This window comes from Pseudomonas sp. TKO26, assembly GCF_003225665.1.
Classification (GTDB): Bacteria; Pseudomonadota; Gammaproteobacteria; order Pseudomonadales; family Pseudomonadaceae; genus Aquipseudomonas; species Aquipseudomonas saponiphila.
The window spans coordinates 66169-89351 of the sequence record NZ_QKLN01000042.1; the positions used below are offsets into that span (position 1 = coordinate 66169).

Genomic DNA, 23183 nt, shown 5'->3' on the forward strand with positions numbered 1-23183 from the left:
TCGGCCCTCCCTATTTGTTCACGGACTGAGCCAATGAAACGTATCGCTATCATGGGGGCCGGCGTTGCCGGTCACCTGGCTGCCCTGTACTTCAAGAAACGCCTCCCCGGAGTCGAGGTCATCCTGATCGGCCGCCCGGATCGAAAGCGCCCGATAGTGGGCGAGTCGACCGTTGAGTTGACCACGCACTTCTTCAAGGGCCTGGGGCTGGGCAGCCTGCTGGAGGAGAAGCACTACCACAAGTACGGCCTGACCTATTACCTGAAGCTGCGCAACAACCCGGAATGCCGCAACTATGTGGTGCACGAGGCGCCGGGGGTGATCCGCATGCCGGCCTACAACCTCAACCGGTTCAGTTTCGACCGCGACCTGCGGCGGATCGTCGACGAGCATCAGGTGCAGTTGATCGAGGCCGACGTCAGCGCGGTGGACCTGCACCAGGGCGAGCATGCCACTCACCTGCTGACCTTGCGCAGCGACAGCGACGCGCACCAGCAACTGACCGCGGACTGGATCGTCGATGCCACCGGACGCAACCGCTTCATGGCCAAGAAGCTCAAGCTGCACAAGGAACCCACCTATCAGCGCAGCACCTTCTGGTTCCGCCTCAAGGACTTCGACCGCAACCTGCTGTCCACCATCGACATCCACAAGGTCAAGCACCACTGCTACGACCCCTATTACGTCACCCATCACTTCTACGGGAAGGGCTACTGGATCTGGATGATCCCGATGCGCAGCGACGATGGCAAAGACATGATCAGCATCGGCATCACCTACCGCCCGGACATGCTCGAGGAGAAGATCGGCACCCTCGAACAGTTCACCGACAAGGTCATGGCCGACCATCCGGTGATCACCGAACTGATCGCCACCGGCCAGGTGGTCGATGCCCACGCCATGTACAACTACATGTATGAAGCCCAGCAGTACTACTCCACCGATGGCTGGTTCCTACTCGGCGACGCCGCGTTCACCTTCGATCCGGCCAACAGTGCCGGGCTGGCGTATGTGGCGCAGCAGATTCCGCAGATCGCGGCCATGATCGAGAAGGACATCCATGCCAGCCTGACCCCAGCCTATGTCAACTGCCTGGAGTCTCACATTCAGGCGCAACTGGCGCTGCAGGACACTTGGAGCAAATGGTACGAGGTCATGGACGACCCGTTCATGATGGGCTGGACCCTGCTGTTCGCCAACATGGCCTACTTCCACGTCGTGTTGCCGATGTACATGACCGGCGACTTCCTCGACGGGCACCAGGCCCAGCAGTTTGCCGACCTGCTGCCGCGCTATCCCCGGGAGTTGCAGCCTTCGCCCCTGCCCTTTGCCTGCCTGCTGCGGGAAGTCCGCCGCTCCAACCCGGGCCTAAGCCCGGAGATGATGCCGAACCTGTACTCGCGCACCATCAACTTCGACCTGTACAAAGCCGAGAATCGTGCCCGGCCGCTGTATGCCGCGCATTACTACCTGCGTTCGGCGGCACTGCGGGTCCGCCTGATGAAGATGGTCAAGTGGTCACCGACACCGCGGCACTTGAAACTGTTGCTGCGCCACAGCTGCGGCGTGGTGCAGGACCTGGCGCGGTCCCTGAGCCTGAGGCTCAAGCCCTCGCTGTTCTACAAATATGGCGAATCGCCGGAACTGCTGAAGTCGCCGTTTGGCAATGACGGCGGCTTTCTCGATCTGGCCCGCCGTTGATGTCCGCGCTGACGCCGTCGGCCTCCTGCAGCCGCTCGCCCGCATTGCTGGAACTGAGCGCCGTGCAGCTGGCGCAGCTGATCAAGCGCAAGGAAATCTCGCCGGTCGAACTGGTGGAGCAGTCCATCGAGCGCTGCCAGGAGATCCAGGCCCTGTGCAACCCGATAGCGGTGGAACTCTACCGCTGCGCTCGTGGCGCTGCGCGTCGGGCGCAGGCTGATGTGTTGCGGGGCCAGCCCTTGGGGCGCTTGCATGGAGTGCCCTTCTCGATCAAGGAAGGCCTGGGGCTCGCGGGGTGGCCACAGACCTGCGGCTCGACCTTGCGTCGGCAGGTCACGGCCTCCTCGACGGCAACGGTCGCCCAGCGCCTGATTAGCGCGGGGGGCATTCCCGTGGCACTGGGCAACCAGGCGGAGATGGCCCTGTGGCCGGAAACCGACAATCTGCTCTATGGCCGCACCCTCAACCCCTATCGCGCCTCGCGCACCGCCGGCGGCAGCAGCGGCGGCGATGCGGTCATGGTGGCCAGCGCCTGCGTGCCGTTTGCCCTCGGCACCGATGGCGCAGGCTCAGTGCGCATTCCTGCCGCGTTCAATGGGGTCTTTGGTCTGAAGCCATCGCGCGGCCTGGTGCCCTTGAGCGGCCATTTGCCACTGGACGAGCGTGGCCGCCAGCAAGCCAACGCGCAGGCGGTATCCGCTCATTTTGCGGCCGGCCCACTGTGCCGACATGCCGAGGACTTGAGCGAAGTCCTGCAGATCATCGCCGGCCCCGATGGCATCGACCGCAATATCCATTCGCGGTATGCACCCGTTGCCGAACCCGCGCGTCTCAGGCGGGTACACCTGTACCTGCCTGACAAGATGAAATGGAGCAGCCCGGTGTCCGAGGCCGTCTCCCAGGCCTTGAACGACGCTGGGCAATGCCTGGCCAGCCAGGGCGCCACGCTGCATGCCTGGCAGGAAGCAGGCATGCACAACGCCTTTTTCATCTGGCTGGCGGTGCTGAAGCTTGAGGCGCAGGTCCGCCTGGCGGACTACCTGGGCGATGGGCAACCGCTGAGCTATTGGCGGGCCGCTCGCGCCAGCCTTGCAGGGCGTGCGCGACATGCCACGGGGCCGTTGCTGGCGACCTGGCTGGACAGTGTCGGCGACGCCCTGGGCAATCCGGGGCTGGGGCGCTTTCTGGCCCAGCGCGATCATTTGCAACGCGCCTTCGCCGAGCTCTTCGACGGCCATAGCCTGCTGCTGATGCCCGTCACGCCAGGCGTCGCACCGGAACACGGGCATGCCCTCAAGCGCCCCTTGGACGTTGCTTACTGCGCCCTGTTCAACGCCTTGGGCCTGCCGGCCCTCAGTGTGCCAATGGGGCGCCTGGATCAAGGGTGCCCGGTGGCCGTGCAGTTGGTCGCCGGCCCTGGCCAGGACGCTTTGCTGCTGGACGCCGCAGTATTTCTGGAAACTCAGTTTGGTGGCTGGCTCAAGCCAGCGTTTTCACACTTCAAGGGATAGGAAGTCTCTATGCAAACCACCAGCGCGACAACCCAACAGCCCGCCAGCCCACCCATGGGTCAATCGGCCGTGGGCTCCCAGGCCGAACACCTGACGTTGCTGTTCCTGATCCAACTGATCGTGATCTTTTCCGTCAGTCGGGTGATCTCCTGGCTCAGCACCCGCTGCCTGGGACAAACCCCGGTGGCCGGTGAAATCCTTGCGGGCCTGGTCCTGGGCCCCAGCTTGCTGGGGTATTTCTTTCCGGAGCTGCTGCACAGCATCTTCGTGCCGCAGACCTCTACCGCCTTCATCGCGACGGCTCAGGTCGGGCTGATTCTGCTGATGTTCCAGGTGGGCCTGGAGTTCGAATTTGGCGCGCACCTCAAAGGCCGCAAGCGCTCGATCATCTTCATCAGTCTCGGGGGCTTGCTGGTGCCCTTCGTCAGCGGCTTTTTCAGCGCCGAATTCTTCTGGCAGCAGATAACCGGTGAGCGACCTCCACTGCTGGCCTTTCAACTGTTCTTCGCCACCGCCCTGTCCATCACCGCCCTGCCGATCCTGGGGCGAATTTTCATGGAACTGGGCCTGTCGCGATCACGGGTGGCCACCCTGACCATCGGTGCCGCGGCCATCGACGACGTATGCGGTTGGCTGATCCTGGGCGGCGTGACGTCGATCATCGCCTCGAACTTCAACGTCTGGACCTCGCTCCTGAGAATGCTGGCCCTGGCGCTGTTCATCATCGTGGTGCTGTGGCAGGTCCGCCCCTTGATCCTGCGCTGGATCATCGGCGACCTGGAGCGTCGGCCGCTGTCGGCACACGGCATTTCACTGATGCTGATCGTGCTCTTTGCCAGCGCCGTCATCACCAACCTGATAGGGGTGTTCTCGATCATTGGCGGCTTCATCATGGGCGTGGCACTGCATGCTCACCGGCCCTTTGTCGCGCAGTGGAACGCCAAGGTCGGCGGCCTAGTCAATGCGTTCTTCCTGCCGGTATTTTTCGCCTATACGGGCCTGCGCACCGACGTTGGTTCGTTGGAGGGCAGTCACGCCCTGCTCAACTGTCTCCTGGTGTGCATGGTGGCGTTTGCCAGCAAGTTCTTCGGAGCCTACGGTTCCAGCCGGCTGCTGGGAGAAAGCCCGCGAAACTCGGCGCTGATCGGGGTCTGCATGAACACTCGCGCGCTGATGGAGCTGGTGGTGCTCAACGTCGGTTATGACCTTGGCGTGCTGCCCAAAGAGTACTTCACCATCCTGGTGATCATGGCGATTATCAGCACCTTCATCGCCTCACCGCTGATCCGCCTGCTGACCGCCCGCGAGCGCCTGGGGCAGCCGATGCCGATAGCCGGCAATCAGCCCGCCCAGTTGTGACACCTGCGGTCTGGTCGGTCGCGCCACCGACCAGATCCGCGCATCAGTCATGCGCCGAGGGTGGGCAGGCTCAAGGCAGCGTCCGGCTGCCTTGCCGGGTGCTCTGAGGCACAGGCAACAAAGTCTTCCTTGCGCAGCACCACCAGGGCAATCAGCGACGCCACGCCGGTGGCCACGTAGAAGTACCAGGGCGCGGTGATGTCGCCGGTGAGCTTGATCAGCCAGGTGGAGATCAGCGGCGCGCTGCCGCCGAACACCGCCACCGGAATGTTGTAGGCCACGGCGATGCCGGTGGAGCGGATGCGGGTGGGCAGCAGTTCGCTCATCAGCGCGTAGGTCGACGACGCGTAGAGCCCGAACAGGATCGCCACCGCCATCAACGGCCAGAACAGCGTGGCCGGGGTGGCGTTGGGCGCGGTCTTGAAGAACCAGTACATGGCGAGGGTCGCCAGGGTGCCAATCACCATCAGGAACGGCTTGCGTCCATAGCGGTCGGTGAAAGCCCCGCCCAGGGGCATGACCAGCGCCGCCGAGAGGCTGGCGACGAACACATAGAGCAAGGTGGTGCCGCTGTCGAACTTGAGGGTGTTGGACATGTAGGTCGAGGCGAAGGTCAGCACCAGGTAAAAGATCGAGCTGTGCAGGGTGATGATGAAAAACACCAGGGCAATCGAGCGCTTCCATTGCCAGACTTCGCGCAGCGGCGCCTTGGAGGTCTGCCCGGCCTGGGCCAGGGCGAGGAACTCCGGGCTGTCTTCAAGCTTCAGGCGGATGTACAGGGAAATGAAGCCCAAGGGACCGGCGAGCAGGAACGGCATGCGCCAGCCCCAGTCCTGCATCAGTTCCGCGCCCAGGCCCCAGGTCATGCCATTGGCCACCGCGCCGCCCAGCAACAGGCCGAGCACCGCGGTGACCATCAGCCAGCAAGTGGCGAAGCCGCGGCGCCCGGGGCCGGCGTATTCGGCAATGAAGCTGGTGATGGTGCCGATCTCGCCACCGGCGGAAAACCCCTGCACGCAGCGGATCAGCACCAGCAGGATCGGCGCGGCGATGCCGATGCTGGCGTAGGTCGGCAACAGGCCCAGGAGGAAGGTCGAGCCGGCCATCAGCACCAGCACCGTGATCAAGGTCCGGCGGCGGCCGATGCGGTCCGCCAGCGGGCCGAAGAACAGGCCGCCCAGGGGCCGGATGAAAAAGCTCAGGGCAAAGGCCGCGAAACTCGCCAAAAGGCTGCTGGTGGGGTCATCGGAGACGAAGAACGCCTTGCCGATGTACACCGCCAGAAAGCCGTAGACGCCGTAGTCGTACCACTCGATCAAGTGGCCGGAGGTGGCGCCGATAAAGGCCCGGCGCCGCTGGCGCTGGGGATTGCTAGAGGTCACGTCCATGTTGGGAGACTCCTGTCGTATTGCGGTCCATGGGAAAACGCGTTCAGCGGTCGGCGATGGTCCCTGTCGGGTCCTGCAGCCACTGACGCAAGCGGGTCTTGAGAATCTTGCCGTAGCTGTTCTTCGGCAGCTCGGTACAAAACAGGTATTTACGGGGTTTCTTGAACGACGCCATGCGCGTCACGAACCACTGGTTGAGCACCTGCGGATCGAGGCTGTCGGGGCTGCGAGGAACCACGAAAGCCACCACCGACTCGCCCCATTCGGCATCCGCCTCGCCCACCACGCACACCTCGAACACCCCGGGATGCTGCATCAGCACCTCCTCCACTTCCCGCGGGTAGATGTTGCTGCCGCCGGAAATGATCACATCCTTGGAGCGGTCGGTCAGGGTCAGCAAACCGCGGCTATCGAGGAAACCGATATCCCCGGTGAGCAACCAGCCGTCCACCAGGGTCGCCCGGGTAGCGGACGGGTTGCCCCAGTAGCCGTGCATCACCGGGGCGCCGCGCACCGCGATTTCCCCGGGCTCGCCGGCTGGCAGGGCTTGCCCCTGGGCATCGAGGATGCGCACCTCGACACAGGCCTGCGGGCGCCCGACTGACGCCGCGATAGCCGGCCAGTCCGGGTGCTGGCGCTCGGCAATCAGCTCCCGGGACAGCGCGCTGATGCTCATCGGGCACTCGCCCTGGCCGTAGATCTGCACCAGCCGCGGACCGAAGGTGTCCAGGGCCTGGGCCAGGTCCGCCAGGTACATGGGCGCCCCACCGTAGACGATGGTCTTGATGCCCGTGCCGTCATAGCCTTGCCGCCGGGCCTGCTCGACCATGCGCTTGACCATGGTCGGCGCGGCAAACAGGCTGACCTGCCCCAGTTCCCGCGCCAGCCCGAACAGCTCTGGCGCATCGAACCCCCGGGACTGCGGCACCACGTGCCGGGCACCACAGCGCACGTGAATGAAGTTGTACAACCCGGCGCCGTGGGACAGCGGCGCGGCATAGACCACGGCATCGCCGCCCTGCACCGGGTCGACATCCAGCGGGTAGCACAGCGACATGGCGATCAGGTTGCCGTGGGACAGCATCACGCCCTTGGAACGGCCGGTGGTGCCCGAGGTGTAGAACAGCCAGGCCAGCTCGTCGTCCGCGCACGGCCAGGGCTCGCGCAGTTCGCCGTCCGCGGCACCTACCGGCGTCGGAATGAGTTCGGCGGGCAGCTCGCGGCAATCGGCGGGCAAGTCCGCCAGCTCGAAGGTCCGGCCACCGTCGGGGAAGATCAGCCGCGCCCCGGCGTTGCCGACGATCCAGGCCGCCTCCCGCGGGTGCAGCTTGGCGTTGACCGGCACCGCCACCGCTCCGCTCCACCAGATGGCGTAGAGCAGTTCCAGGTAGTCGCAGCTGTTCTTCAGCAGCAAGGCCACCCGGTCCCCGGCGGCGATGCCGTGCGCATGCCGCAGGTGCAAGGCGCGGCACCGGACCCGCGCCGCGAAGCCCTGGTAGTCGGCCACCTGGCGGCGGCCCTCGAACAGCGCCGGGCGCTGCGGCCAGCGTTGGGCCGCGTCCAGCAACCAATGGGCGATATTCATGTTCAGGCCCTGAGCGCTTGCAGGACCGAGGCGTAGTTGGCCACCGCCATCCCGCCCATGTTGAACAGCAGGCCGAACTCGGCCCGGGGTACGCCCAGGCCAATCGGCTCGCCGATCAATTGACGAAAGCCCAGGGCATGCATCGACACGCCGGTGGCGCCCACCGGGTGGCCCTTGGCCTTGAGCCCGCCGGACAGGTTGACCGGCAAGCGGCCGCCGGGGCGCACGATGCCATCGTCCAGGGCCCGATGGCCTTCGCCCTTGGGCGCCAGGCCCATGGCTTCGTAGATCAGCAGCTCGGCGATGGTGAAACAGTCGTGGACCTCGGCGAAACTCATGTCGCCCAGGCTGACCCCGGCCTCGCGCAAGGCGCCGTGGATGGCCCGCTGCGGACCGTCAAAGGCCAGGATGTCGCGACTGGCCATCGGCAGCAGGTCATTGACTTGGCTCAGGGCGCGGATCGCCACTTCACGGCGGAACGAGCGCGCGCGCTGCGGCGAAGCCAGGACGATCGCCGCCGCGCCGTCACTGATCAGCGAACAGTCGGTGAGACGCAGCGACGGCGCGATCAGCGGATTGCTCTGGGACACATTGTTGCAATGCTCGAAGTCCATCGGCCGATGCATCTGCGCCAGCGGGTTGGCCATGGCATTGGCGTGGTTCTTCACCGCAATCGCCGCCATCGAGGCCAGCGGGCTGTGGTAGCGCTCGGTGTACTGCTGGGCGACCCGGGCAAACAGCTGGGCAAAGCTCAAGCCGGCCTCCGCGGGGTCGTTCTGGTAACCGGCACCGGCCAGGGCCTGAGTCACTTCGGCGGTGGAGTTGTCGGTCATCTTCTCCGCGCCCACCACCAGCACCAGTTCAGCGGCGCCACTGCGGATCGCATTGACCCCCGCAAGGATTGCCGCCGAGCCGGAGGCGCAGGCGTTTTCACAACGGGTGGCCGGTTTGAAGCGCAATTGCGGGTCGGCCTGGAGCATCAGCGAGGCGGGAAAACCGTCCGGCACCAGGCCTGCGTTGAAATGCCCGAGAAACAGTGCGTCGATCTCGGCGGCGTCGATCGCGGCATCCGCCAGGGCCTCGCGGGTGACCTGGACAATCAGGTCCTCCAGGGTCAGCCCCTGAAGACGACCGAACGATGTGTGGGCGGCAGCGACAATGGATACGGAAGCATGATTCATGGTGATTTTCTTCTGTGCTTGAAGCGGACGTTCCCTACAATGGCGAGCGCCACAATCAGACGCTAGTTAGGGCAACTACGTACAACAGTAAGTAGTGCCCGGCCAGCCAGAGCGGCGCAACGACTTCCACCAGGCAGGATGCCCCATGACCGTATATGCCCAGCAGCTCCAGGACCTTGAGCGCCTGGCCTTCCAAGTGTCGCCCGCACCGCAGTTGATCACCGGGCATCGGCGCATGCTCGACTGCAACCAGGCCTTCCTGCGCCTGTTCGGCTATGAGCGCGAGGAGCTGCTGGATCACCTGACCCTGTTGCTGTACCCGTCCCAGGCCGACTACCAGAGCATCGGCGAGCGCAGCGAACACTGGCTGCGCAACGGCCAGGGCGCTTCCTACACCGACGAACGCTTCATGCAGCACCGCAATGGCGAAGTGTTCTGGGCCCGGGCCCACGGTTTTTCCCTGACCCCGGACGACCCGTTCGGGCTGATGATCTGGCACTTCGAACGCCTGGACCGGCAACTGGCGCCGACGGTGAGCCTGACCCCGCGCGAGCGGGAAATCTCCCTGCACATCGTCAACGGCCTGACCTGCAAGGAAGTGGCGCGCAAGCTGGCGATCTCCCACCGCACGGTGGAGGTGCACCGCGCCCGGCTGATGAAAAAGCTGCAGGCCAAGAACAGCGCCGAGCTGGTGTCGAAGATCATCTACATCAGCTAGATGCCTGCCCCAGCACCTCGCTGGCGCTCAGGCGGAACAACTGCAAGGGCCCGATCGTCCCGCCCTCCAGGCTGCCACCCTGGTTCAGCACTTTATTGGCGGCGTTCATCTCGGGGCTTTTCTGGGTGACGCTGACAAAGGTGCTATGCGGCAACTCTTCACTCCAACCGTCTTCGAGCGTGTTGTAGGCCAGCATCAGCGCGGCGGTGAAATAGTGCTGGCTGGAAACCGGGATCTGCACCTCCTGGTCATTGTCGTCGAAGGCGATGAAGTGCCCGACGAAGCCCTCCACACCCAGGCGCTTGAGCAGCGGCCAGCTCAGGGCCGAGGGCACGAAGGCGTTGAGCTTCTCGGCGACGATGGCCGAGTAGCCACGCGCCTGGAGCAGTTGCACGATCTCGTCTTCGCTGGCCTCGGGGTGGGCGCCCATCACTTGCAGGGCCTCGACCACGGCCTGGTGGGCGCTCTGGTGGTCGGGGTTTTCGGCGCAATGCGCGCAGTTGGGCGGGCAGGTATCGGTCACGGGAGGCGAAGGTCCATATCGGTCTCGAAAAATGAGCCGCAGGGTAACCCCATGGCCTGCGGCCCGCCAGTGCCGCGTCATGCCGGCCGGCATGACGCGACGACGGTCACTTGATGACGATGGGATTCACCGGCGCCCCGCTGCCGCCGACGATCTTCAACGGCGCGGCGGTGTAGAGGAAGGTCCACTGGCCGTCGGCGGCGCAATCCTCGGCCAGGTCTTCAAGCAGCACGATCTCGGTGAAGGCGATCCCCAGGTTGCGCATCAGCGCGCAGTGCAGCGGGATCTGCACCCCGGACACCGGGTCGGTGATCACCTCGTTGGCGATGGTGTCGGTGACCAGGTTGGGGATTTCCATCTGGTTGAACCAGTCCACCAGTTCGCGGCTGTAGGTCAGGCCGGGCTCCACCAGGTCCTTGAAGAACTCGGTCTTGCCGTACTCGTAGAAGGCGCCCATGGAGCCGGTACGGATGATCAGGATGTCGCGCTTCTCGATGGCCACGCCCTGGGCCTTGGCGGCGGCCAGCAGGTCCAGGTGGTTGAAGGTTTCGCCGCGGCCCAGGTACTTCTTGCCGCGATGCCGGGCCATGTCGATCAGCACCGCGCGGCCCACCACGCCGCGCTCGGCAATCGGCAGCACACTGGCCTTGGCCATGCCGCCGACGGTGCTGCTGGCGTCGTAGCCGTTCCACAGCTGGTTGTCGTACCAGGCATGGCCCAGGGCGTCGTACTGGGTCGAGCCCTGCAGCTGCATGAAGATCACGTCGTCGCAATACTCAGCGCCGCCGGTCATCGACGGCTGCTTGCCGGCCTGATAGTGGCTGCGGTCCAGGGTGTTGAAGCGCATCGACGGGTTGCGCGCGGGCCACATCGGGTCGCCGCCGGGGTGGCCGATCTGCACCTGCAGGGTGAAGGTCTTGCCCTGGCGCACCGCGGCGACACCACGCAGCACCTCGGCCTGTTGCAGGTAGTTGAGGGCGCCGACCTCGTCGTCCGGGCCCCATTTGCCCCAATTCTTCGGCAGGCCTTCAAGAAGCTGCTGGGTATTGGGGTGGTTCTTGTCGTTTTCGATCCCACACATGTCGACTGCACTCCATAGCTGGTTCAGGTCTGGCCAACAGGGTTCTACCGATCATCAGACGCAACGTCCACCATCCACTTCCAGGCAGGTGCCGGTGATGAACGCAGCCTCGTCAGAGGCCAGGTACAGGCAGGCGTTGGCCACGTCCTGGGGGGTGGAGAAGCGTCCCAGGGGAATGGTCGCCATGAATTTCTGGCGGTTTTCCGGGGTGTCCGGCACCCCCATGAACTCACTGAGCAGCGCCGTGGCGCCGACCACCGGGTTGACGCAGTTGACGCGGATGTTGTCCGGCCCGAGCTCGGCGGCCATGGTCTTGCTCATCACCACCACCGCGCCCTTGCTGCCGTTGTACCAGACCAGTCCAGGACGCGGGCGGATCGCCGCGGTGGAGGCGATATTGATGAACACCCCGCCGCCCTGGCCGCGAAAATGCGGCACGAAGTGCCTGGCGCTGAGGTAGATGCTTTTCACGTTGACCGCGAACACCCGGTCGAACTCGGCCTCGTCGACTTCCAGCATCGGCCGGTTGCGGTGGGTGGTGCCGGCGTTGTTGACCACGATATCCAGGCCGCCGTATTGCTCCAGGGTGTCGCGCAGCAAGGCACCAACGCTGGCGTCCTGAGCCACGTTGACCTCGACGAAGTGCGCCTGGCCGCCGGCGGCGCGGATCTCGTCCACCACCCGCTGGCCGCCGCTGGCGTTGATGTCGGCGACTATGACCTTGGCGCCCTGCCGGGCGAAGGTCTTGGCGATGCCTTCACCAAAGCCGGAACCGGCGCCGGTGACGATGGCAGTCTTGTTGGCTAGACGCATGGGAGTGACTCCTGTTTTTGTTGTTATCAGCCGCCGACATGGCGGCCCTCAGTCGTGACGAATGGCTATGGTCTTCAAGGTGGTGAAACCCAGCAGCGCCTCGAAGCCCTTCTCCCGGCCATAACCACTGGCCTTGACCCCGCCGAAGGGCAGTTCGACACCGCCGCCGGCGCCGTAGTTGTTGATGAACACCTGACCGCAGCGCAACTGGTGGGCCATGCGCAACTGCCGCGCGCCGTCCCGGGTCCAGACCCCGGCCACCAGGCCGAAGGCGCTGTCGTTGGCCAGGCGAATGGCCTCGGCCTCGTCGTCGAAGGGCATCACCGCCAGCACCGGGCCGAACACTTCCTCCCGGGCCAGGCGGCTGTCTGGCGGCACATCGCGAAACAGCACCGCCTCCTGGAAGTAGCCGCCACTGTCGGCATCGGCCACCACCTGACCACGCGCCGCCACCGGGATGCCGGCGGCCTCGGCCTCGCGGACGAACGCCCGGACCTGACGCAGCTGCTTGTGGTTGATCAGCGGGCCCAGGTCCAGGTCCAGCTCCGAAGGCCCGGCGCGCAATTGGCCAAAGCACTGGGCCAGGCGCTCCAACAGCGGCTCATAGAGGCTGCGCTGTACCAGCAGGCGGCTGCCGGCGGAACAGGTCTGCCCGCCGTTCTGCACGATGGCGTTGATCAGCACCGGCAACGCGCGCTCCACATCGGCATCGGCGAAGACGATCTGCGGCGACTTGCCCCCCAGTTCCAGGGTCACCGGGCAATGCCGTTCGGCCGCGGCCTTGGCCACCTGGGCGCCGGTGCCGGTGGAGCCGGTGAAGGAGATATGCGCCACCCCAGGATGGGCGCACAGCGCCGCGCCGGCTTCATGGCCGTAACCGCTGACCACATTGATCGTGCCCGCAGGAAAGCCGACCTGGGCCGCCAGTTCCGCCAGGCGCAGCAGCGACAGGCTGGCGTCCTCGGCGGGCTTGACCACGCAGGCGTTGCCCGCGGCCAGGGCCGCGCCGACGCTGCGACCGAAGATCTGCATCGGGTAGTTCCAGGGAATGATGTGCCCGGTCACGCCATGGGGCTCGCGCACCGTGAGCACGGTGTAACCGGCCTGATAGGGCAAGGTGTCGCCATGCAGCTTGTCGGCGGCTCCGGCGTAGTACTCGAAGTAGCGCGCCAGGGCGCTGGCGTCGGCCCGGGCCACCTTGAGCGCCTTACCGGTGTCCCGGGCCTCGATCTGTGCCAGTTCTTCGTGGTGCTCCAGCACCGCCTGGCCCAGGCGCGCCAGCAGGCGCCCACGCTCCAGGGCCGACAGGCCGCCCCAGGGCCCGTCGAAGTTGTCGCCCAGGGCCCGCTGCGCGGCCTGCACCGCCAGGCCGATGTCCTCGGCGGTGCCCCGGGCAATGTGCGCGTAGGTGATGCCGGTGCAGGGGTCGAGGACCGGAATGTTCTCGGCCCAGGACGAGGCGTGCAATTGGTTGTCGATGTAGTGTTCCAGACTCATCAGCTCAGCTCCTGTTGCCAGCCAGACATTCTGCAATCGCCCTGCCCACTTCCACGGTGCTGGCATTGCCGCCCATTTCCCGGGTGCGCGGGCCTTCGGCGAGCACCGTCTCGATGCTCTGGACAATCGCCGCCGCGGCCCGCTGGTAAAGCTCATCGCCCTGCCCCAGGTGCTCGATCATCAGCGCCGCCGACCAGATCTGGCCGATCGGGTTGGCCACGCCCAGCCCGGCGATATCCGGCGCCGAACCATGCACCGGCTCGAACAGCGAGGGGTACAGGCGCTCCGGATTGAGGTTGGCCGAGGGCGCGATGCCGATGGTGCCGGTGCAGGCCGGGCCAAGGTCGGAAAGGATGTCGCCGAACAGGTTGGAGGCCACCACCACATCGAACCAGTCCGGGTGCTGGACGAAGTGCGCGCAGAGAATGTCGATGTGGAACTTGCGCGTGTCGACCTGGGGGTAGGCCTTGGCCAGTACCTCCACCCGCTCGTCCCAGAACGGCATGGTGATGGCGATGCCATTGGATTTGGTGGCCGCCACCAGGTTGCGCCGGGGCCGGCGGCTGGCCAGCTCGAAGGCGTACTGCACCACCCGGTCGACGCCGTGGCGGGAGAACACCGACTCTTGCAGGGCGATCTCCCGCGGGGTGCCCTGCCACATGCGGCCGCCGACGCTGGAATATTCGCCCTCGGTGTTTTCCCGGACCACGATGAAGTCGATATCGCCGGGCTCCCGCCCGGCCAGGGGGCACGGCACCCCGGGCATCAGCCGCACCGGGCGGAGGTTCACGTACTGGTCGAACTGGCGGCGGATCTTCAGCAATGAATCCCACACCGCAATATGGTCGGGGACGATGTCCGGCGCGCCCACGGCGCCGAAGAAGATCGCCTCGTGGTCGCCGATCTGCTCGGCCCAGTCGGCGGGCATCATGCTGCCGTGGGCCTGGTAGTGCTCGCTGCACCAGTTGAAATGATCGAACTGCAAGGCGATGCCGAAGCGCCGGCTGACGGCGTCCAGCACACGCAAGCCTTCGGGAACCACCTCGCGGCCGATGCCGTCACCGGCGATCACCGCGATGCGATGGGGAGGTTTTACAGCGGGACTGATCCTGGACAAGCCGTCTCTCCTGGTCTGACGTGTTGTTGTTATGGAGGCAGGTCAAGCGCACGGGCGAGCCCATTCTGGGCATAGGAAGAGACGGCGGGGAATTGCTCATTACGGAAACCGCCTTCGCAAAATTCGAAGGCGGGGTTGCAAGGTTCAGCGACGACCCGAGGCTAACCAGCCATGGGCGCGGCCTGCCCACAACCGGCCAGGTAGTCGAACAGCTCGCGACTGGCCAGGGATGGCTGTTCCTGGCGCCGGCAGAGGTACATCTGCCGATCGGCCCAGGCGTCGTCGATTTCAATAAAACGCAAGGCCATCTCCTTGCGAAAGATCTGCACCGCGCCCTGGGGCAGCACTCCCACACCCTGCCCGGCGGCGATCAGCCGGCACACCGCCTCGAAGCTGCGCACCTGCACCCGCAGGCGCAGGGGCATGCTCACCGCAGCCGCAGCTTCGGTGATCAACGGGGTGATGGCGGCGTTGTCCTCCAGGCCGACGAAGTCGTAGCCCAGCAGGTCCTGGAAACGCGCCCGGCTCATCTTGAACGGGTGCTCCCGGGGCACGATCAGGCACAGGCGGTCGCGGCAATAAGGGATGTAGTGCAGGTCCTGGCCCCGCGGTCGGGTGGTGACGATGCCCACATCGGCGATGCCGTCACGCACGGCGAGAAGGATCTCGCGGCTGCGCTCCTCGCGGATGTCCACGCGAATGCCTGGATGCAGGTCGCTCCACTGGGTCAGTTGCCGGGGCAGCTCCTGGCTCATGGCCGAACTGTTGGCATACAGGCTGACCCGGCCGGTGGCGCCCTTGGCGAAGTCGGCCAGGTCGGCGTGCATCACATCCACCGCCCGCAGCAGGCCGCGCGCGTGCTCGGCCAGGGCCAGCCCTGCCGCCGTAGGCTGGACCCCGGTGGAAGTACGGATCAGCAGCGTCACTTTGAAATGCTGCTCCAAGAGCGACAGGCGCCGGCTGGCGGCGGACAGCGACAGGTGCGACTGTTCGGCAGCCCGGGACAGGTTGCCCAGGGTCAGGGCCTTGAGAAACAGCTCGATGGAAGTCAGGTCCGGGGCCATGGCAGGTTCCTTGTGCACAGTCCGTGGAAACTACCCACTCGGGCGCACCCGGTGCAACCTGATAGCGCGGCTGGCGAGCCTGTTCAACGACGTCCCGCCACGCCGTTCGGCCACCCACATATTGTCCGACAATCATTGCGAAAGCCCCGCCCACACGGGGCCAAAACACCAATGATGGCAAACTGGAATTCCGCCAAAACTCGACAATACTAGCCCTCGGCAGGACGCCGGTGTCCGCCTCCGACCGAAAGGGAATTCCCATGAAAACTCCAGAACTCGAACTCGATGTGGCGGTTGTCGGCGGGGGGGCTTCAGGCACCTACAGCGCCTGGCGCCTGCAACATGAACAAGGTGAAAAACTGCGTGTCGGCCTGTTCGAATACAGCGATCGCATCGGCGGCCGGCTGTTCAGCATCAACCTGCCGGGCCTGCCCAACGTGGTCGCGGAGGTCGGCGGCATGCGCTACATCCCAGGCCCGGGCGGCCATGTGCTGGTGGACAACCTGGTCAAGCAGTTGCGCCTGCCGAGCCAGCCCTTCCCCATGGGCGCACCGCCGCCGGTGGGCTCGCTGAACAACCTGTTCTACCTGCGGGGCAAACGCTTTCGCTACCGCGACTTCAAGGAAGCACCGCACAAGATCCCCTATGACCTGGCCTGGTCCGAGCGCGGCTTCGGCCCCGAGGACCTGCAAGTCAAGGTGATGAACTACGTGTACCCGGGCTTCGACCAGCTCAGCCTGTGCCAGCAGATGCAGGTCAAGGTGTTCGGCAAGGAGATCTGGAGGTACGGCTTCTGGGACTTGCTGTACCGGGTCATGAGCAACGAGGGCTACCAGTTCATGAAGGACGCCGGCGGCTATGACGCCAACGTCGCCAACGCCAGCGCAGTGACTCAGTTGCCCGCCACCGAATACAGCGACAACACCGTCTTCCTGACCCTGACCAAGGGTTTCCAGAGCCTGCCCCTGAGCCTGGCGGCCAAGTTCGCCAAACTGCCGGGGCTGCTGCCCGCCAAGCAGCGGGTGCAGATGAACCAGCGCCTGGTGAAAATCAGCTACGCCAAGGACCGCGACTTCCCCTATCGCCTGCACTTCCAGAGTACCGTCACCGAGGATGGCAACACCCGCGACACCACCGGCAGCCAGGTGGTGAAGGCCAGGCAGATCATCCTGGCCATGCCGCGCCGGGCACTGGAGTTGATCGAGGCGCCGTTGTTCGACGATCCCTGGCTCAAGGAAAACCTCGGCTCAGTACTGATGCAGTCGGCGTTCAAGCTGTTTTTGGCCTACGAGCAACCCTGGTGGCGCAGCCTCGGGCTGGTGGCCGGGCGCTCGGTCACCGACCTGCCGGTGCGCCAGGTCTACTACATGGGCACCGAATGCGAGCAGCCCGGCGGCGAGCCGAGCCTCAACTCGCTGCTCATGGCCTCCTATAACGACATCGGCACCGTGCCCTTCTGGAAGGGCCTGGAAGGCGGTGCACCCTTTGTCGGCCATGTGCCGCCCAGCCTCAGCGGGCGCTTGCACGCCACCGAGGTGGTGCCGCGCTGCCAGTTCCAGGTCAGCGACGAAATGGTCCGGGTGGCGCAGATGCAAGTCACTCAACTGCATGATCAGGTGGAGCTACCACGCCCCTATTCGGCGGTCTACCACGCCTGGGATGCCGACCCTTACGGCGGCGGCTGGCACGAATGGAAGGCCAACTACCGGATCGATCAGATTCTGTGCCGCATGCGCAAGCCCGTGGCCGATCAGCAGATCCACATCGTCGGCGAGGCCTATTCCATGGGCCAGGGCTGGGTGGAGGGCGCGCTGACCGTGGCCGAGTCGACCCTGCAGGAGTTCTTCGGCCTGAAACGCCCCAACTGGCTGCCGAAAAACTACGACCTGCTGCCGGCACTGACCCCGGATGACGGCGCCCTGCCCTGCCAGGACTGCGGCAAGACCTTGAACGCGGTCACCACCTTCGCCTACGAGGGCATCGACCATGGCCAGCAATGACAGCTTTACCGTTGCCGACTACCTGCTGACCCGCCTGCAGCAACTGGGCCTGCGCAAGGTATTCCAGGTGCCGGGGGATTACGTTTCGCATTTCATGTCGGCCCTGGAAGACTTCGACGGCATCGACGCGGTGGGCGAAATCAACGAAATGGCCGCCGCCTACGCGGCCGATGGCTATGCCCGCTACGCCGGGATTGGCGCGGTATCGCTGCAATACAGCGTCGGCACCTTCAGCGGCCTGAATGCGATTGCCGGTGCCTATGTCGAACGCAATCCGCTGGTGCTGATCAGCGCCAGCCCCACGGCGCAGAACCGCGAGCTGATCTGGTCCCAGGACGTGCTGTTCCACCACTCCACCGGCGACCTGGACGTGGGCCGCAAGGTCTTCGAACCGGTGACCGTGGCCAGCCTGATCCTCGACGACAACCTGCGCGCCCCGGGGTTGATCGATGAGGCGCTGGTCAAGGCCATCAGCGAGCGCCGGCCGATCTACCTGGAGGCCTGGCAGAACGTCTGGGGTGAACCCTGCCCGCGCCCCCAGGGCGAACTGCAAGCGCTGCCCGCCCGCTGCGACGACGACTCGATGCGTGCCGCCATCGAGGCCAGCCTGCTGCGCCTGGACGGTGCCCGCTCGCCGCTGATCATGCTCGGCATCGAAGTGGCCCGCTACGGCCTGCAAGAACCGGTGATGCGCCTGATCGAGGCCAGCGGCCTGCCCTTCACCACCACCCTGGAAGCCAAGACCGTGGTCGACGAAAGTCACCCGCAGTTCATCGGCACCTACGCCGGCACCGCGTCGCGCCTGTGGACCCAAGCCTTCATGCAGGACGTGGACTGCATCCTGGCCCTGGGGGTGATCTTCACCGACGACTACCTGCAACTGCTGAACCAGGATTTCAGCCGGATCATCCTGGTCAACAGCCAGCTGGCCCGCACCGGCCTGCAGTACTACCCCCACGTGCCACTGGCGCACTACCTGCAAAGGCTGCTGGGGGTCATGGGCCTGGACAGCGACTACCCGCTGCGCAACCACGCCCCTGAACCCGTACGCCCGCCCCTGCTGCAACAGGGCGCGGCCGACGATGCCCTGGGCTACGAGCTGTTCCTGGAGATCCTCGACGGCTTTGCCCGGCAGCAGAACCTGTGGCCAGGCAGCAGCCTGATCCTCGGTGAAAGCTCGGCGCTGTATGCGGCCAGCAACATCAACGGCCTGCCCCGGGACAGCTTTGTCGCCGATGCCATCTGGGGCTCCCTGGGCCACGAGACCGGCTGCGCCCTGGGTGTGGCCATGGGCAGCGGCCGCCGGCCGATCGTGGTGGCCGGCGACGGCGGCTTCATGATGATCTGCCAGTCACTGTCGACCCTGGCCCGCAACCGGGTCAACGCCCTGGTGTTCGTCATGAGCAACGAGGTGTATGCCATCGAACAGGCCTTCGTCGACATTGACGCCTTCGAGCCCGGTGGCCAGTTCGCGCCGTTCGACACCTTGCCGACCTGGGACTACCTGGCCCTGGCCAAGGGCTTTGGCGCCGAGGGTTTCAAGGTCTCGACCCGCTCCGACCTGGAACAACTGCTGCCGCAACTGCTCAAGCTCCAGGATCGCCCGGCGCTGATCCAGGTGGTGATTCCCCGGCAGGACCTGGCCCCGCAGATCAAGCGCCTGGCCAAGCCGGATGGCCCGTCATTCGTCGCCCGCCATAGCCACGACAATGACTGAACCTTCCCGCTGCCGGAGCCGGCTTGCCGGCTCCGGGCCAGTGTTACCCGCAAGGAGCAACACAGCATGGACCGTCCCTTCCTGCGCTCGACCCTCACCACCGGCCTGCTGCTGATCAGCGCCAGCGCCCTGGCCTACAACGAGCCGCCGGACGGGTACTACACCCTGCGCGAGTCCCTGGGGTATGCCCTGCTGGCGCAGAAGCGCTATGCCGAGGCGGAGCAGGTGTTTCGTGAAGACCTGGCGGGCAATCGCCTCAGCGGCCGCTCCCTCAACGGCCTGAAGCTGAGCCTGGAAAACCAGCCCGGCAAACAGGTCCCAGCGTTGCTCGACGAACAGTTGCAGACCGCCTGGCGCAACGCCACGGTGAGCCCGGCACCGAAGCTCTAGGCGCTGGCCTGTGGAGTAGCGGGAATGGCCAGGCCCGACGGGCCTTGTCGCAGCCTCGCAAGCTCGGCAGCGGCTACAGGGTCAACGCCCGGAAAAACGCAGCCGCGACAGCTGGCGCAGATCCCCTTCCAGGTAGTAGGCGTTGCTCCAGCTGTCGTCCACCGCCAGGGGCTGGACCTGCTTGAGGGCCAGTTGCTTGGCGAAGTAGCGGAACCGGTAGTGCTCGTAGAAGCGCAGCAATTCCAGGCCGTAGCGATCCGCCAGGTCGGTATCGCCACGGATGATCAGGAAGTTCTCGTCGTTGCTCTGGCTGGCGCCGACGCTGAGGTTGTGGCTGCCGCTGATGATCACCGGCGCCTCGCTGGTGAAGTCGGTGACGATGGCCTTGGTGTGCACCAGCAGGTTGCCCTTCTGGCCCTTGAGGCCCTCCTTGAGCCAGCCCTCCAGGCCGTTGTTGAGCAAGGCGGTGGCGGCGAACTCGGCGGTGCGGTCGGCGTGGAAGCCGGTGATGCGGCTGGCGGTGTTTTGCAGCCCATAACGCAGCACGTCGTCATGGGGCTGGCCGAGCAAGGCATCGAGAATGCTGTCGGGCAAGGCGAAGGCGGTGACGAACAGCAGGTCGCGGCGGGCGCCGTTGATGATGTCGACGAACTCGCTCAGGTCGCCCTGGCCGCTGCGCGGGGAAAACCCGGCGAACAGTGGCGCATCGGGCTGCATGGAGTTGTGCTGGGTCAGCCATTGGCGGGTGGCACCGACATCCGCCGGGGTCGCCCAGACCTGTTCGAACACCTCCAGGTAGCGCCCGGCAAGGTCGGCGCGGTCGAGGCTGTGCAGCACGTTGGCCTGGCGGTAGACGCCGTTGGCGGTGAAGTTGGTGCTGCCACAGAGCACCGCCTGGGGCTGGCGCTGGCCGCTGGCGTCGAGGCGGCTGAGGACGATGAACTTGTCGTGGAAGATGGCGTGGGTCACCCGCCCGCGTTTAGAGTCCTGCGGCAGGTGCTGCAGGCTGGCCTGGTTCATCGTGGTGTCGGCATCGCCGGGGGCGGCGTGGTACAGCACCCGCACCTGCACGCCACGGTCGAAGGCCGCGTTCACCGCATCGATGATCGCCTGCAACTGGTACTCGTAGATAGCAATGTCCAGGCTCCAACTGGCGTCCGTGGCGCGCTGGATAAAGCCCAGCAGTTCCTCCAGCAGGCCGTTTTCCAGCCATTGCCGGGGCGCGTCCGGCCAGTCCTCGATGGCCAGGTTCTTGTTGGCGCTGAGCAGCGCATCCAGTTCGGGAAACTTGCGCGAGAACGCCTGGCTGGCGGCCACCGCGCGATTGAAGATCACCCGCTGCCCCGGAGGCTGGCCGTTGTCGGCGCTGATGCTCAACTCCAGGGCCTCGCCCAGTTGCGGCGCGTCGGGGCTGCCATACACCAGGTGCACCCGGTAGTTGAGGGTGGCGCCTGGGTTGACCGCGTAGTCGGCCCAGCGGAATTTCTGCAGCGGCGCCTGATCGCTGGGGGTGGCGTTGTATTGGGGGAAGGTATGGGCCTTGCCGGGGAAGGTCAGGCTGTTGAACAGGAACAGCCAGGGCTTGCCGGCGGCCTGCTTCTCGATGGCAAACCCCAGCAGGCCCTGGCGCCGCGAAGCGTCCAGGTCCATGGCCAGCAGCACGCCGTTGGTCCCGGCATAGGCCTTGACCCGGAAATCGTCCTTGTCGTTACGCACCAGTACCCGCATGAAGTCACTCCTGTGAAAGACAGCGCAAAGCGTAGCCGCTTCCGCGACACCCACAAACACCCCCGACAACGCCGCCCCTGCAGGGGATGTGGGGTGCGTCGGGGGGCAGTCAGGGGGTGTTGGCGTCGAGGTGCTGGTAGGCGGCGTTGAGGCTCGCGGCCAGTTCGCGGGCCCGGCCAAGGCGGATCGGGCCGCGTTCGATGTCGAGCAGTAAGGTCGGGCAGTTCAAAGGCTGCAGCGGCGGCAGGCTTTTCAGGCGGCCATCGGTGATCAACAGCACCCGCTGTTGCTCCGCCGGCAGGCGCCGCTGGCGTTGCTCCAGCCATTGGCTGGCCTCGGCCAGGGCTTGTGACAAGGGCGTGCCGCCACCGGCGCCGAGGCCGTCGAGCCAGTGCCGCAGGTCCTTGGAGGCCTTCAGGCCCTGGACCTGCCAGTTCGGTGCGCGGCCACTGGCGGTCAGCAAGGCCAGGCGCGCGCGCTGGCGGTAGGCGTCGTCGAACAGTTGCGCCAGCAGGCCCTTGGCGTCGCTCAGGGCACTGTGGCGACGGGTCGAGGCCGAGGCATCGACAATCACCAGCCACAGTTCATGGGGCGAACGGCTGCGCAGGCGAAACAGCAAGTCTTCACGCAACCGCGGCCGGCCCTTGAGCAAGGTGCCGGGCCAGTTGATTGCGCCGCTGCCGGCGGCGCGACTGGCACCGTGCCGGCCTTGATCCAGATGCCCCGCCCGGGGCTTGGCATCCGCCCCCCGGTCAGTACGGGGGCGGATGCCTAGGGCTTTTTTGGCCAGCTCGGCACTTCGCGGCGGGCGCCGGTGGGCAGGGCCTGGGCCGGCATTTCGCCCCATTGGCCCTGACCTTCACTGGGGTCGGGGCTCGGGTTGGCGGATGCCGGTGCCTGGGGGCTTGGCCCCGAGGATGGCGCGCTAGGGGGAACCTGCCGCCGCCGGTGACGCAAGGCGAACTCGGCCACGGCGTCGATATCCTCCTCGGCAATCGCCGGAGCACCGCGCCAGGCGGCATGGGCCCGGGCCGCGCGCAGCCAGACCAGGTCGGCGCGCAAGCCGTCAACGGCGGCGGCAAAGCAGCGCTCGGTGATCAGCGCCAGGGCCTGGTCGTCCAGCGGGATGCCGGCCAGGGCGGCCCGCGCCTGCTGGCAGCGCTCGCGTAATGTGGCCTGGGGTTCGGCCCACTGGGCACAGAAGCCCTGGGGATCGCTGTCGAAATCCAGACGGCGGCGAATGATCTGCCCGCGCTCTTCGGGGGCGGGCTGGCCGCTGAGAGCGACGTTGAGGCCGAAGCGATCCAGCAGCTGCGGGCGCAGTTCACCCTCTTCCGGGTTCATGGTGCCAATCAGCACGAACCTCGCCGAATGGCGGTGGGAAATGCCGTCGCGCTCGATCAGGTTGGTGCCGCTGGCGGCCACGTCCAGCAGCAGGTCCACCAGGTGATCGGGCAGCAGGTTGACTTCATCGACGTAGAGCACGCCACCGTCGGCCTTGGCCAGCACCCCAGGGGAAAACTGCGCACGGCCTTCACCCAGGGCGGCGTCCAGGTCCAGGGTGCCCACCAGACGCTCTTCGCTGGCGCCCAGGGGCAAGGTGACGAACTGCCCGCTGGCCAACAGGTCGGCCAGGCCCCGGGCCAGGGTCGACTTGGCCATGCCGCGGGGGCCTTCGATCAGCACACCGCCGATCTTCGGATCGATGGCGGTGAGGCACAGGGCCAGTTTCAGCGCATCGGCGCCGACCACGGCGGACAGCGGGAAATGGGGGGTGTCGCTCATGTCGGGGGCTCGCTTGGGTCGGGTC

Annotated in this window: 19 protein-coding genes; 7 read left to right on the top strand and 12 right to left on the bottom strand. The window is 65.9% G+C overall.

The window, feature by feature from the left end; genetic code table 11:
• Positions 1-33 precede the first annotated feature (33 nt).
• From DNK59_RS30515 to DNK59_RS30525, 3 genes are read left to right on the top strand one after another with little or no spacing between them, the layout of a single operon-like run.
• Complete coding sequence (locus tag DNK59_RS30515; protein WP_110725715.1) at positions 34-1701, top strand: NAD(P)/FAD-dependent oxidoreductase; 1668 nt, start codon at positions 34-36, stop codon at positions 1699-1701.
• Positions 1701-3212 (top strand): amidase, encoded by a 1512-nt coding sequence (locus DNK59_RS30520; protein WP_110725716.1) that lies wholly within the window; start codon positions 1701-1703, stop codon positions 3210-3212. Before DNK59_RS30515 ends, DNK59_RS30520 begins: the two co-directional genes overlap by 1 nt.
• Positions 3213-3221: 9 nt before the next feature.
• Positions 3222-4571, top strand: a complete 1350-nt coding sequence (locus DNK59_RS30525; RefSeq protein ID WP_110725717.1) for a cation:proton antiporter — start codon at positions 3222-3224, stop codon at positions 4569-4571.
• Positions 4572-4618: 47 nt separating this feature from the next.
• On the opposite strand, the gene DNK59_RS30530 is transcribed toward DNK59_RS30525, so the two are convergent.
• Genes DNK59_RS30530 through DNK59_RS30540 form a run of 3 tightly spaced genes read right to left on the bottom strand, consistent with a single transcriptional unit; the run spans position 4619 to position 8725 of the window.
• Positions 4619-5959 carry an MFS transporter gene (locus tag DNK59_RS30530; protein ID WP_110725718.1) on the bottom strand — a complete coding sequence of 447 codons (1341 nt, stop codon included), beginning with the start codon at positions 5957-5959 and terminating at the stop codon, positions 4619-4621.
• A 43-nt stretch (positions 5960-6002) separates the two neighbouring features.
• Complete coding sequence (locus tag DNK59_RS30535; protein WP_110725719.1) at positions 6003-7544, bottom strand: class I adenylate-forming enzyme family protein; 1542 nt, start codon at positions 7542-7544, stop codon at positions 6003-6005.
• 2 nt (positions 7545-7546) lie between these two features.
• A complete protein-coding gene (locus DNK59_RS30540; RefSeq protein ID WP_110725720.1) occupies positions 7547-8725 on the bottom strand; it encodes an acetyl-CoA acetyltransferase in 1179 nt (392 codons plus the stop codon).
• Positions 8726-8870: 145 nt separating this feature from the next.
• On the opposite strand from DNK59_RS30540, the gene DNK59_RS30545 reads away from it, so the two are divergent.
• On the top strand, positions 8871-9443 hold the full coding sequence (locus tag DNK59_RS30545) for a LuxR C-terminal-related transcriptional regulator (protein WP_092313731.1): 573 nt from the start codon (positions 8871-8873) through the stop codon (positions 9441-9443).
• On the opposite strand, the gene DNK59_RS30550 is transcribed toward DNK59_RS30545, so the two are convergent.
• The 6 genes from DNK59_RS30550 to DNK59_RS30575 all read right to left on the bottom strand — a co-directional run bounded on the left by DNK59_RS30550 (position 9436) and on the right by DNK59_RS30575 (position 15538).
• On the bottom strand, positions 9436-9966 hold the full coding sequence (locus tag DNK59_RS30550; protein ID WP_110725721.1) for a hypothetical protein: 531 nt from the start codon (positions 9964-9966) through the stop codon (positions 9436-9438). The genes DNK59_RS30545 and DNK59_RS30550 overlap by 8 nt on opposite strands.
• A gap of 106 nt (positions 9967-10072) precedes the next feature.
• Positions 10073-11047, bottom strand: a complete 975-nt coding sequence (locus DNK59_RS30555) for a cyclase family protein (RefSeq protein ID WP_092313725.1) — start codon at positions 11045-11047, stop codon at positions 10073-10075.
• 54 nt (positions 11048-11101) lie between these two features.
• Positions 11102-11860 carry an SDR family oxidoreductase gene (locus DNK59_RS30560; protein WP_092313722.1) on the bottom strand — a complete coding sequence of 253 codons (759 nt, stop codon included), beginning with the start codon at positions 11858-11860 and terminating at the stop codon, positions 11102-11104.
• A gap of 48 nt (positions 11861-11908) precedes the next feature.
• Positions 11909-13357 (bottom strand): aldehyde dehydrogenase family protein, encoded by a 1449-nt coding sequence (locus tag DNK59_RS30565; protein WP_110725722.1) that lies wholly within the window; start codon positions 13355-13357, stop codon positions 11909-11911.
• A gap of 4 nt (positions 13358-13361) precedes the next feature.
• Entirely contained in the window at positions 13362-14474 is a 1113-nt protein-coding gene (locus DNK59_RS30570; RefSeq protein ID WP_110725723.1) for a tartrate dehydrogenase, read from the bottom strand.
• 161 nt (positions 14475-14635) lie between these two features.
• Positions 14636-15538, bottom strand: coding sequence for a LysR family transcriptional regulator (locus DNK59_RS30575; RefSeq protein WP_110725724.1), 903 nt, complete (start codon positions 15536-15538; stop codon positions 14636-14638).
• A gap of 260 nt (positions 15539-15798) precedes the next feature.
• On the opposite strand from DNK59_RS30575, the gene DNK59_RS30580 reads away from it, so the two are divergent.
• The 3 genes from DNK59_RS30580 to DNK59_RS30590 all read left to right on the top strand — a co-directional run bounded on the left by DNK59_RS30580 (position 15799) and on the right by DNK59_RS30590 (position 19645).
• Positions 15799-17538, top strand: coding sequence for an FAD-dependent oxidoreductase (locus DNK59_RS30580; RefSeq protein ID WP_110725725.1), 1740 nt, complete (start codon positions 15799-15801; stop codon positions 17536-17538).
• A complete protein-coding gene (locus tag DNK59_RS30585; RefSeq protein ID WP_110725726.1) occupies positions 17525-19255 on the top strand; it encodes a thiamine pyrophosphate-binding protein in 1731 nt (576 codons plus the stop codon). Before DNK59_RS30580 ends, DNK59_RS30585 begins: the two co-directional genes overlap by 14 nt.
• Positions 19256-19321: 66 nt before the next feature.
• On the top strand, positions 19322-19645 hold the full coding sequence (locus tag DNK59_RS30590) for a hypothetical protein (protein WP_256596738.1): 324 nt from the start codon (positions 19322-19324) through the stop codon (positions 19643-19645).
• An 81-nt stretch (positions 19646-19726) separates the two neighbouring features.
• Here DNK59_RS30590 and DNK59_RS30595 read toward each other — a convergent pair whose 3' ends face one another.
• The 3 genes from DNK59_RS30595 to DNK59_RS30605 form a co-directional block, all read right to left on the bottom strand.
• Positions 19727-21373, bottom strand: a complete 1647-nt coding sequence (locus DNK59_RS30595; RefSeq protein WP_110725727.1) for a phospholipase D-like domain-containing protein — start codon at positions 21371-21373, stop codon at positions 19727-19729.
• A gap of 109 nt (positions 21374-21482) precedes the next feature.
• The gene (locus DNK59_RS30600) at positions 21483-22220 is read right to left on the bottom strand and encodes a VWA domain-containing protein (RefSeq protein ID WP_177431324.1); all 738 of its coding nucleotides are present in this window, start codon (positions 22218-22220) and stop codon (positions 21483-21485) included.
• Positions 22145-23158 carry an ATP-binding protein gene (locus DNK59_RS30605; RefSeq protein WP_110725728.1) on the bottom strand — a complete coding sequence of 338 codons (1014 nt, stop codon included), beginning with the start codon at positions 23156-23158 and terminating at the stop codon, positions 22145-22147. Before DNK59_RS30605 ends, DNK59_RS30600 begins: the two co-directional genes overlap by 76 nt.
• Between the last annotated feature and the right edge of the window lie 25 nt (positions 23159-23183).

Excerpts from the sequence above, each read along its gene's own strand:
- DNK59_RS30590 (WP_256596738.1), top strand. The coding sequence starts at position 19,322 with ATGGACCGTCCCTTCCTGCGCTCGACCCTCACCACCGGCCTGCTGCTG.
- DNK59_RS30585 (WP_110725726.1), top strand. The coding sequence starts at position 17,525 with ATGGCCAGCAATGACAGCTTTACCGTTGCCGACTACCTGCTGACCCGC.
- DNK59_RS30560 (WP_092313722.1), bottom strand. The coding sequence starts at position 11,860 with ATGCGTCTAGCCAACAAGACTGCCATCGTCACCGGCGCCGGTTCCGGC.
- DNK59_RS30600 (WP_177431324.1), bottom strand. The coding sequence starts at position 22,220 with ATGGGGCGAAATGCCGGCCCAGGCCCTGCCCACCGGCGCCCGCCGCGA.
- DNK59_RS30575 (WP_110725724.1), bottom strand. The coding sequence starts at position 15,538 with ATGGCCCCGGACCTGACTTCCATCGAGCTGTTTCTCAAGGCCCTGACC.
- DNK59_RS30540 (WP_110725720.1), bottom strand. The coding sequence starts at position 8,725 with ATGAATCATGCTTCCGTATCCATTGTCGCTGCCGCCCACACATCGTTC.
- DNK59_RS30555 (WP_092313725.1), bottom strand. The coding sequence starts at position 11,047 with ATGTGTGGGATCGAAAACGACAAGAACCACCCCAATACCCAGCAGCTT.
- DNK59_RS30605 (WP_110725728.1), bottom strand. The coding sequence starts at position 23,158 with ATGAGCGACACCCCCCATTTCCCGCTGTCCGCCGTGGTCGGCGCCGAT.
- DNK59_RS30515 (WP_110725715.1), top strand. The coding sequence starts at position 34 with ATGAAACGTATCGCTATCATGGGGGCCGGCGTTGCCGGTCACCTGGCT.
- DNK59_RS30520 (WP_110725716.1), top strand. The coding sequence starts at position 1,701 with ATGTCCGCGCTGACGCCGTCGGCCTCCTGCAGCCGCTCGCCCGCATTG.
- DNK59_RS30535 (WP_110725719.1), bottom strand. The coding sequence starts at position 7,544 with ATGAATATCGCCCATTGGTTGCTGGACGCGGCCCAACGCTGGCCGCAG.
- DNK59_RS30545 (WP_092313731.1), top strand. The coding sequence starts at position 8,871 with ATGACCGTATATGCCCAGCAGCTCCAGGACCTTGAGCGCCTGGCCTTC.
- DNK59_RS30595 (WP_110725727.1), bottom strand. The coding sequence starts at position 21,373 with ATGCGGGTACTGGTGCGTAACGACAAGGACGATTTCCGGGTCAAGGCC.
- DNK59_RS30530 (WP_110725718.1), bottom strand. The coding sequence starts at position 5,959 with ATGGACGTGACCTCTAGCAATCCCCAGCGCCAGCGGCGCCGGGCCTTT.
- DNK59_RS30525 (WP_110725717.1), top strand. The coding sequence starts at position 3,222 with ATGCAAACCACCAGCGCGACAACCCAACAGCCCGCCAGCCCACCCATG.
- DNK59_RS30580 (WP_110725725.1), top strand. The coding sequence starts at position 15,799 with ATGAAAACTCCAGAACTCGAACTCGATGTGGCGGTTGTCGGCGGGGGG.
- DNK59_RS30565 (WP_110725722.1), bottom strand. The coding sequence starts at position 13,357 with ATGAGTCTGGAACACTACATCGACAACCAATTGCACGCCTCGTCCTGG.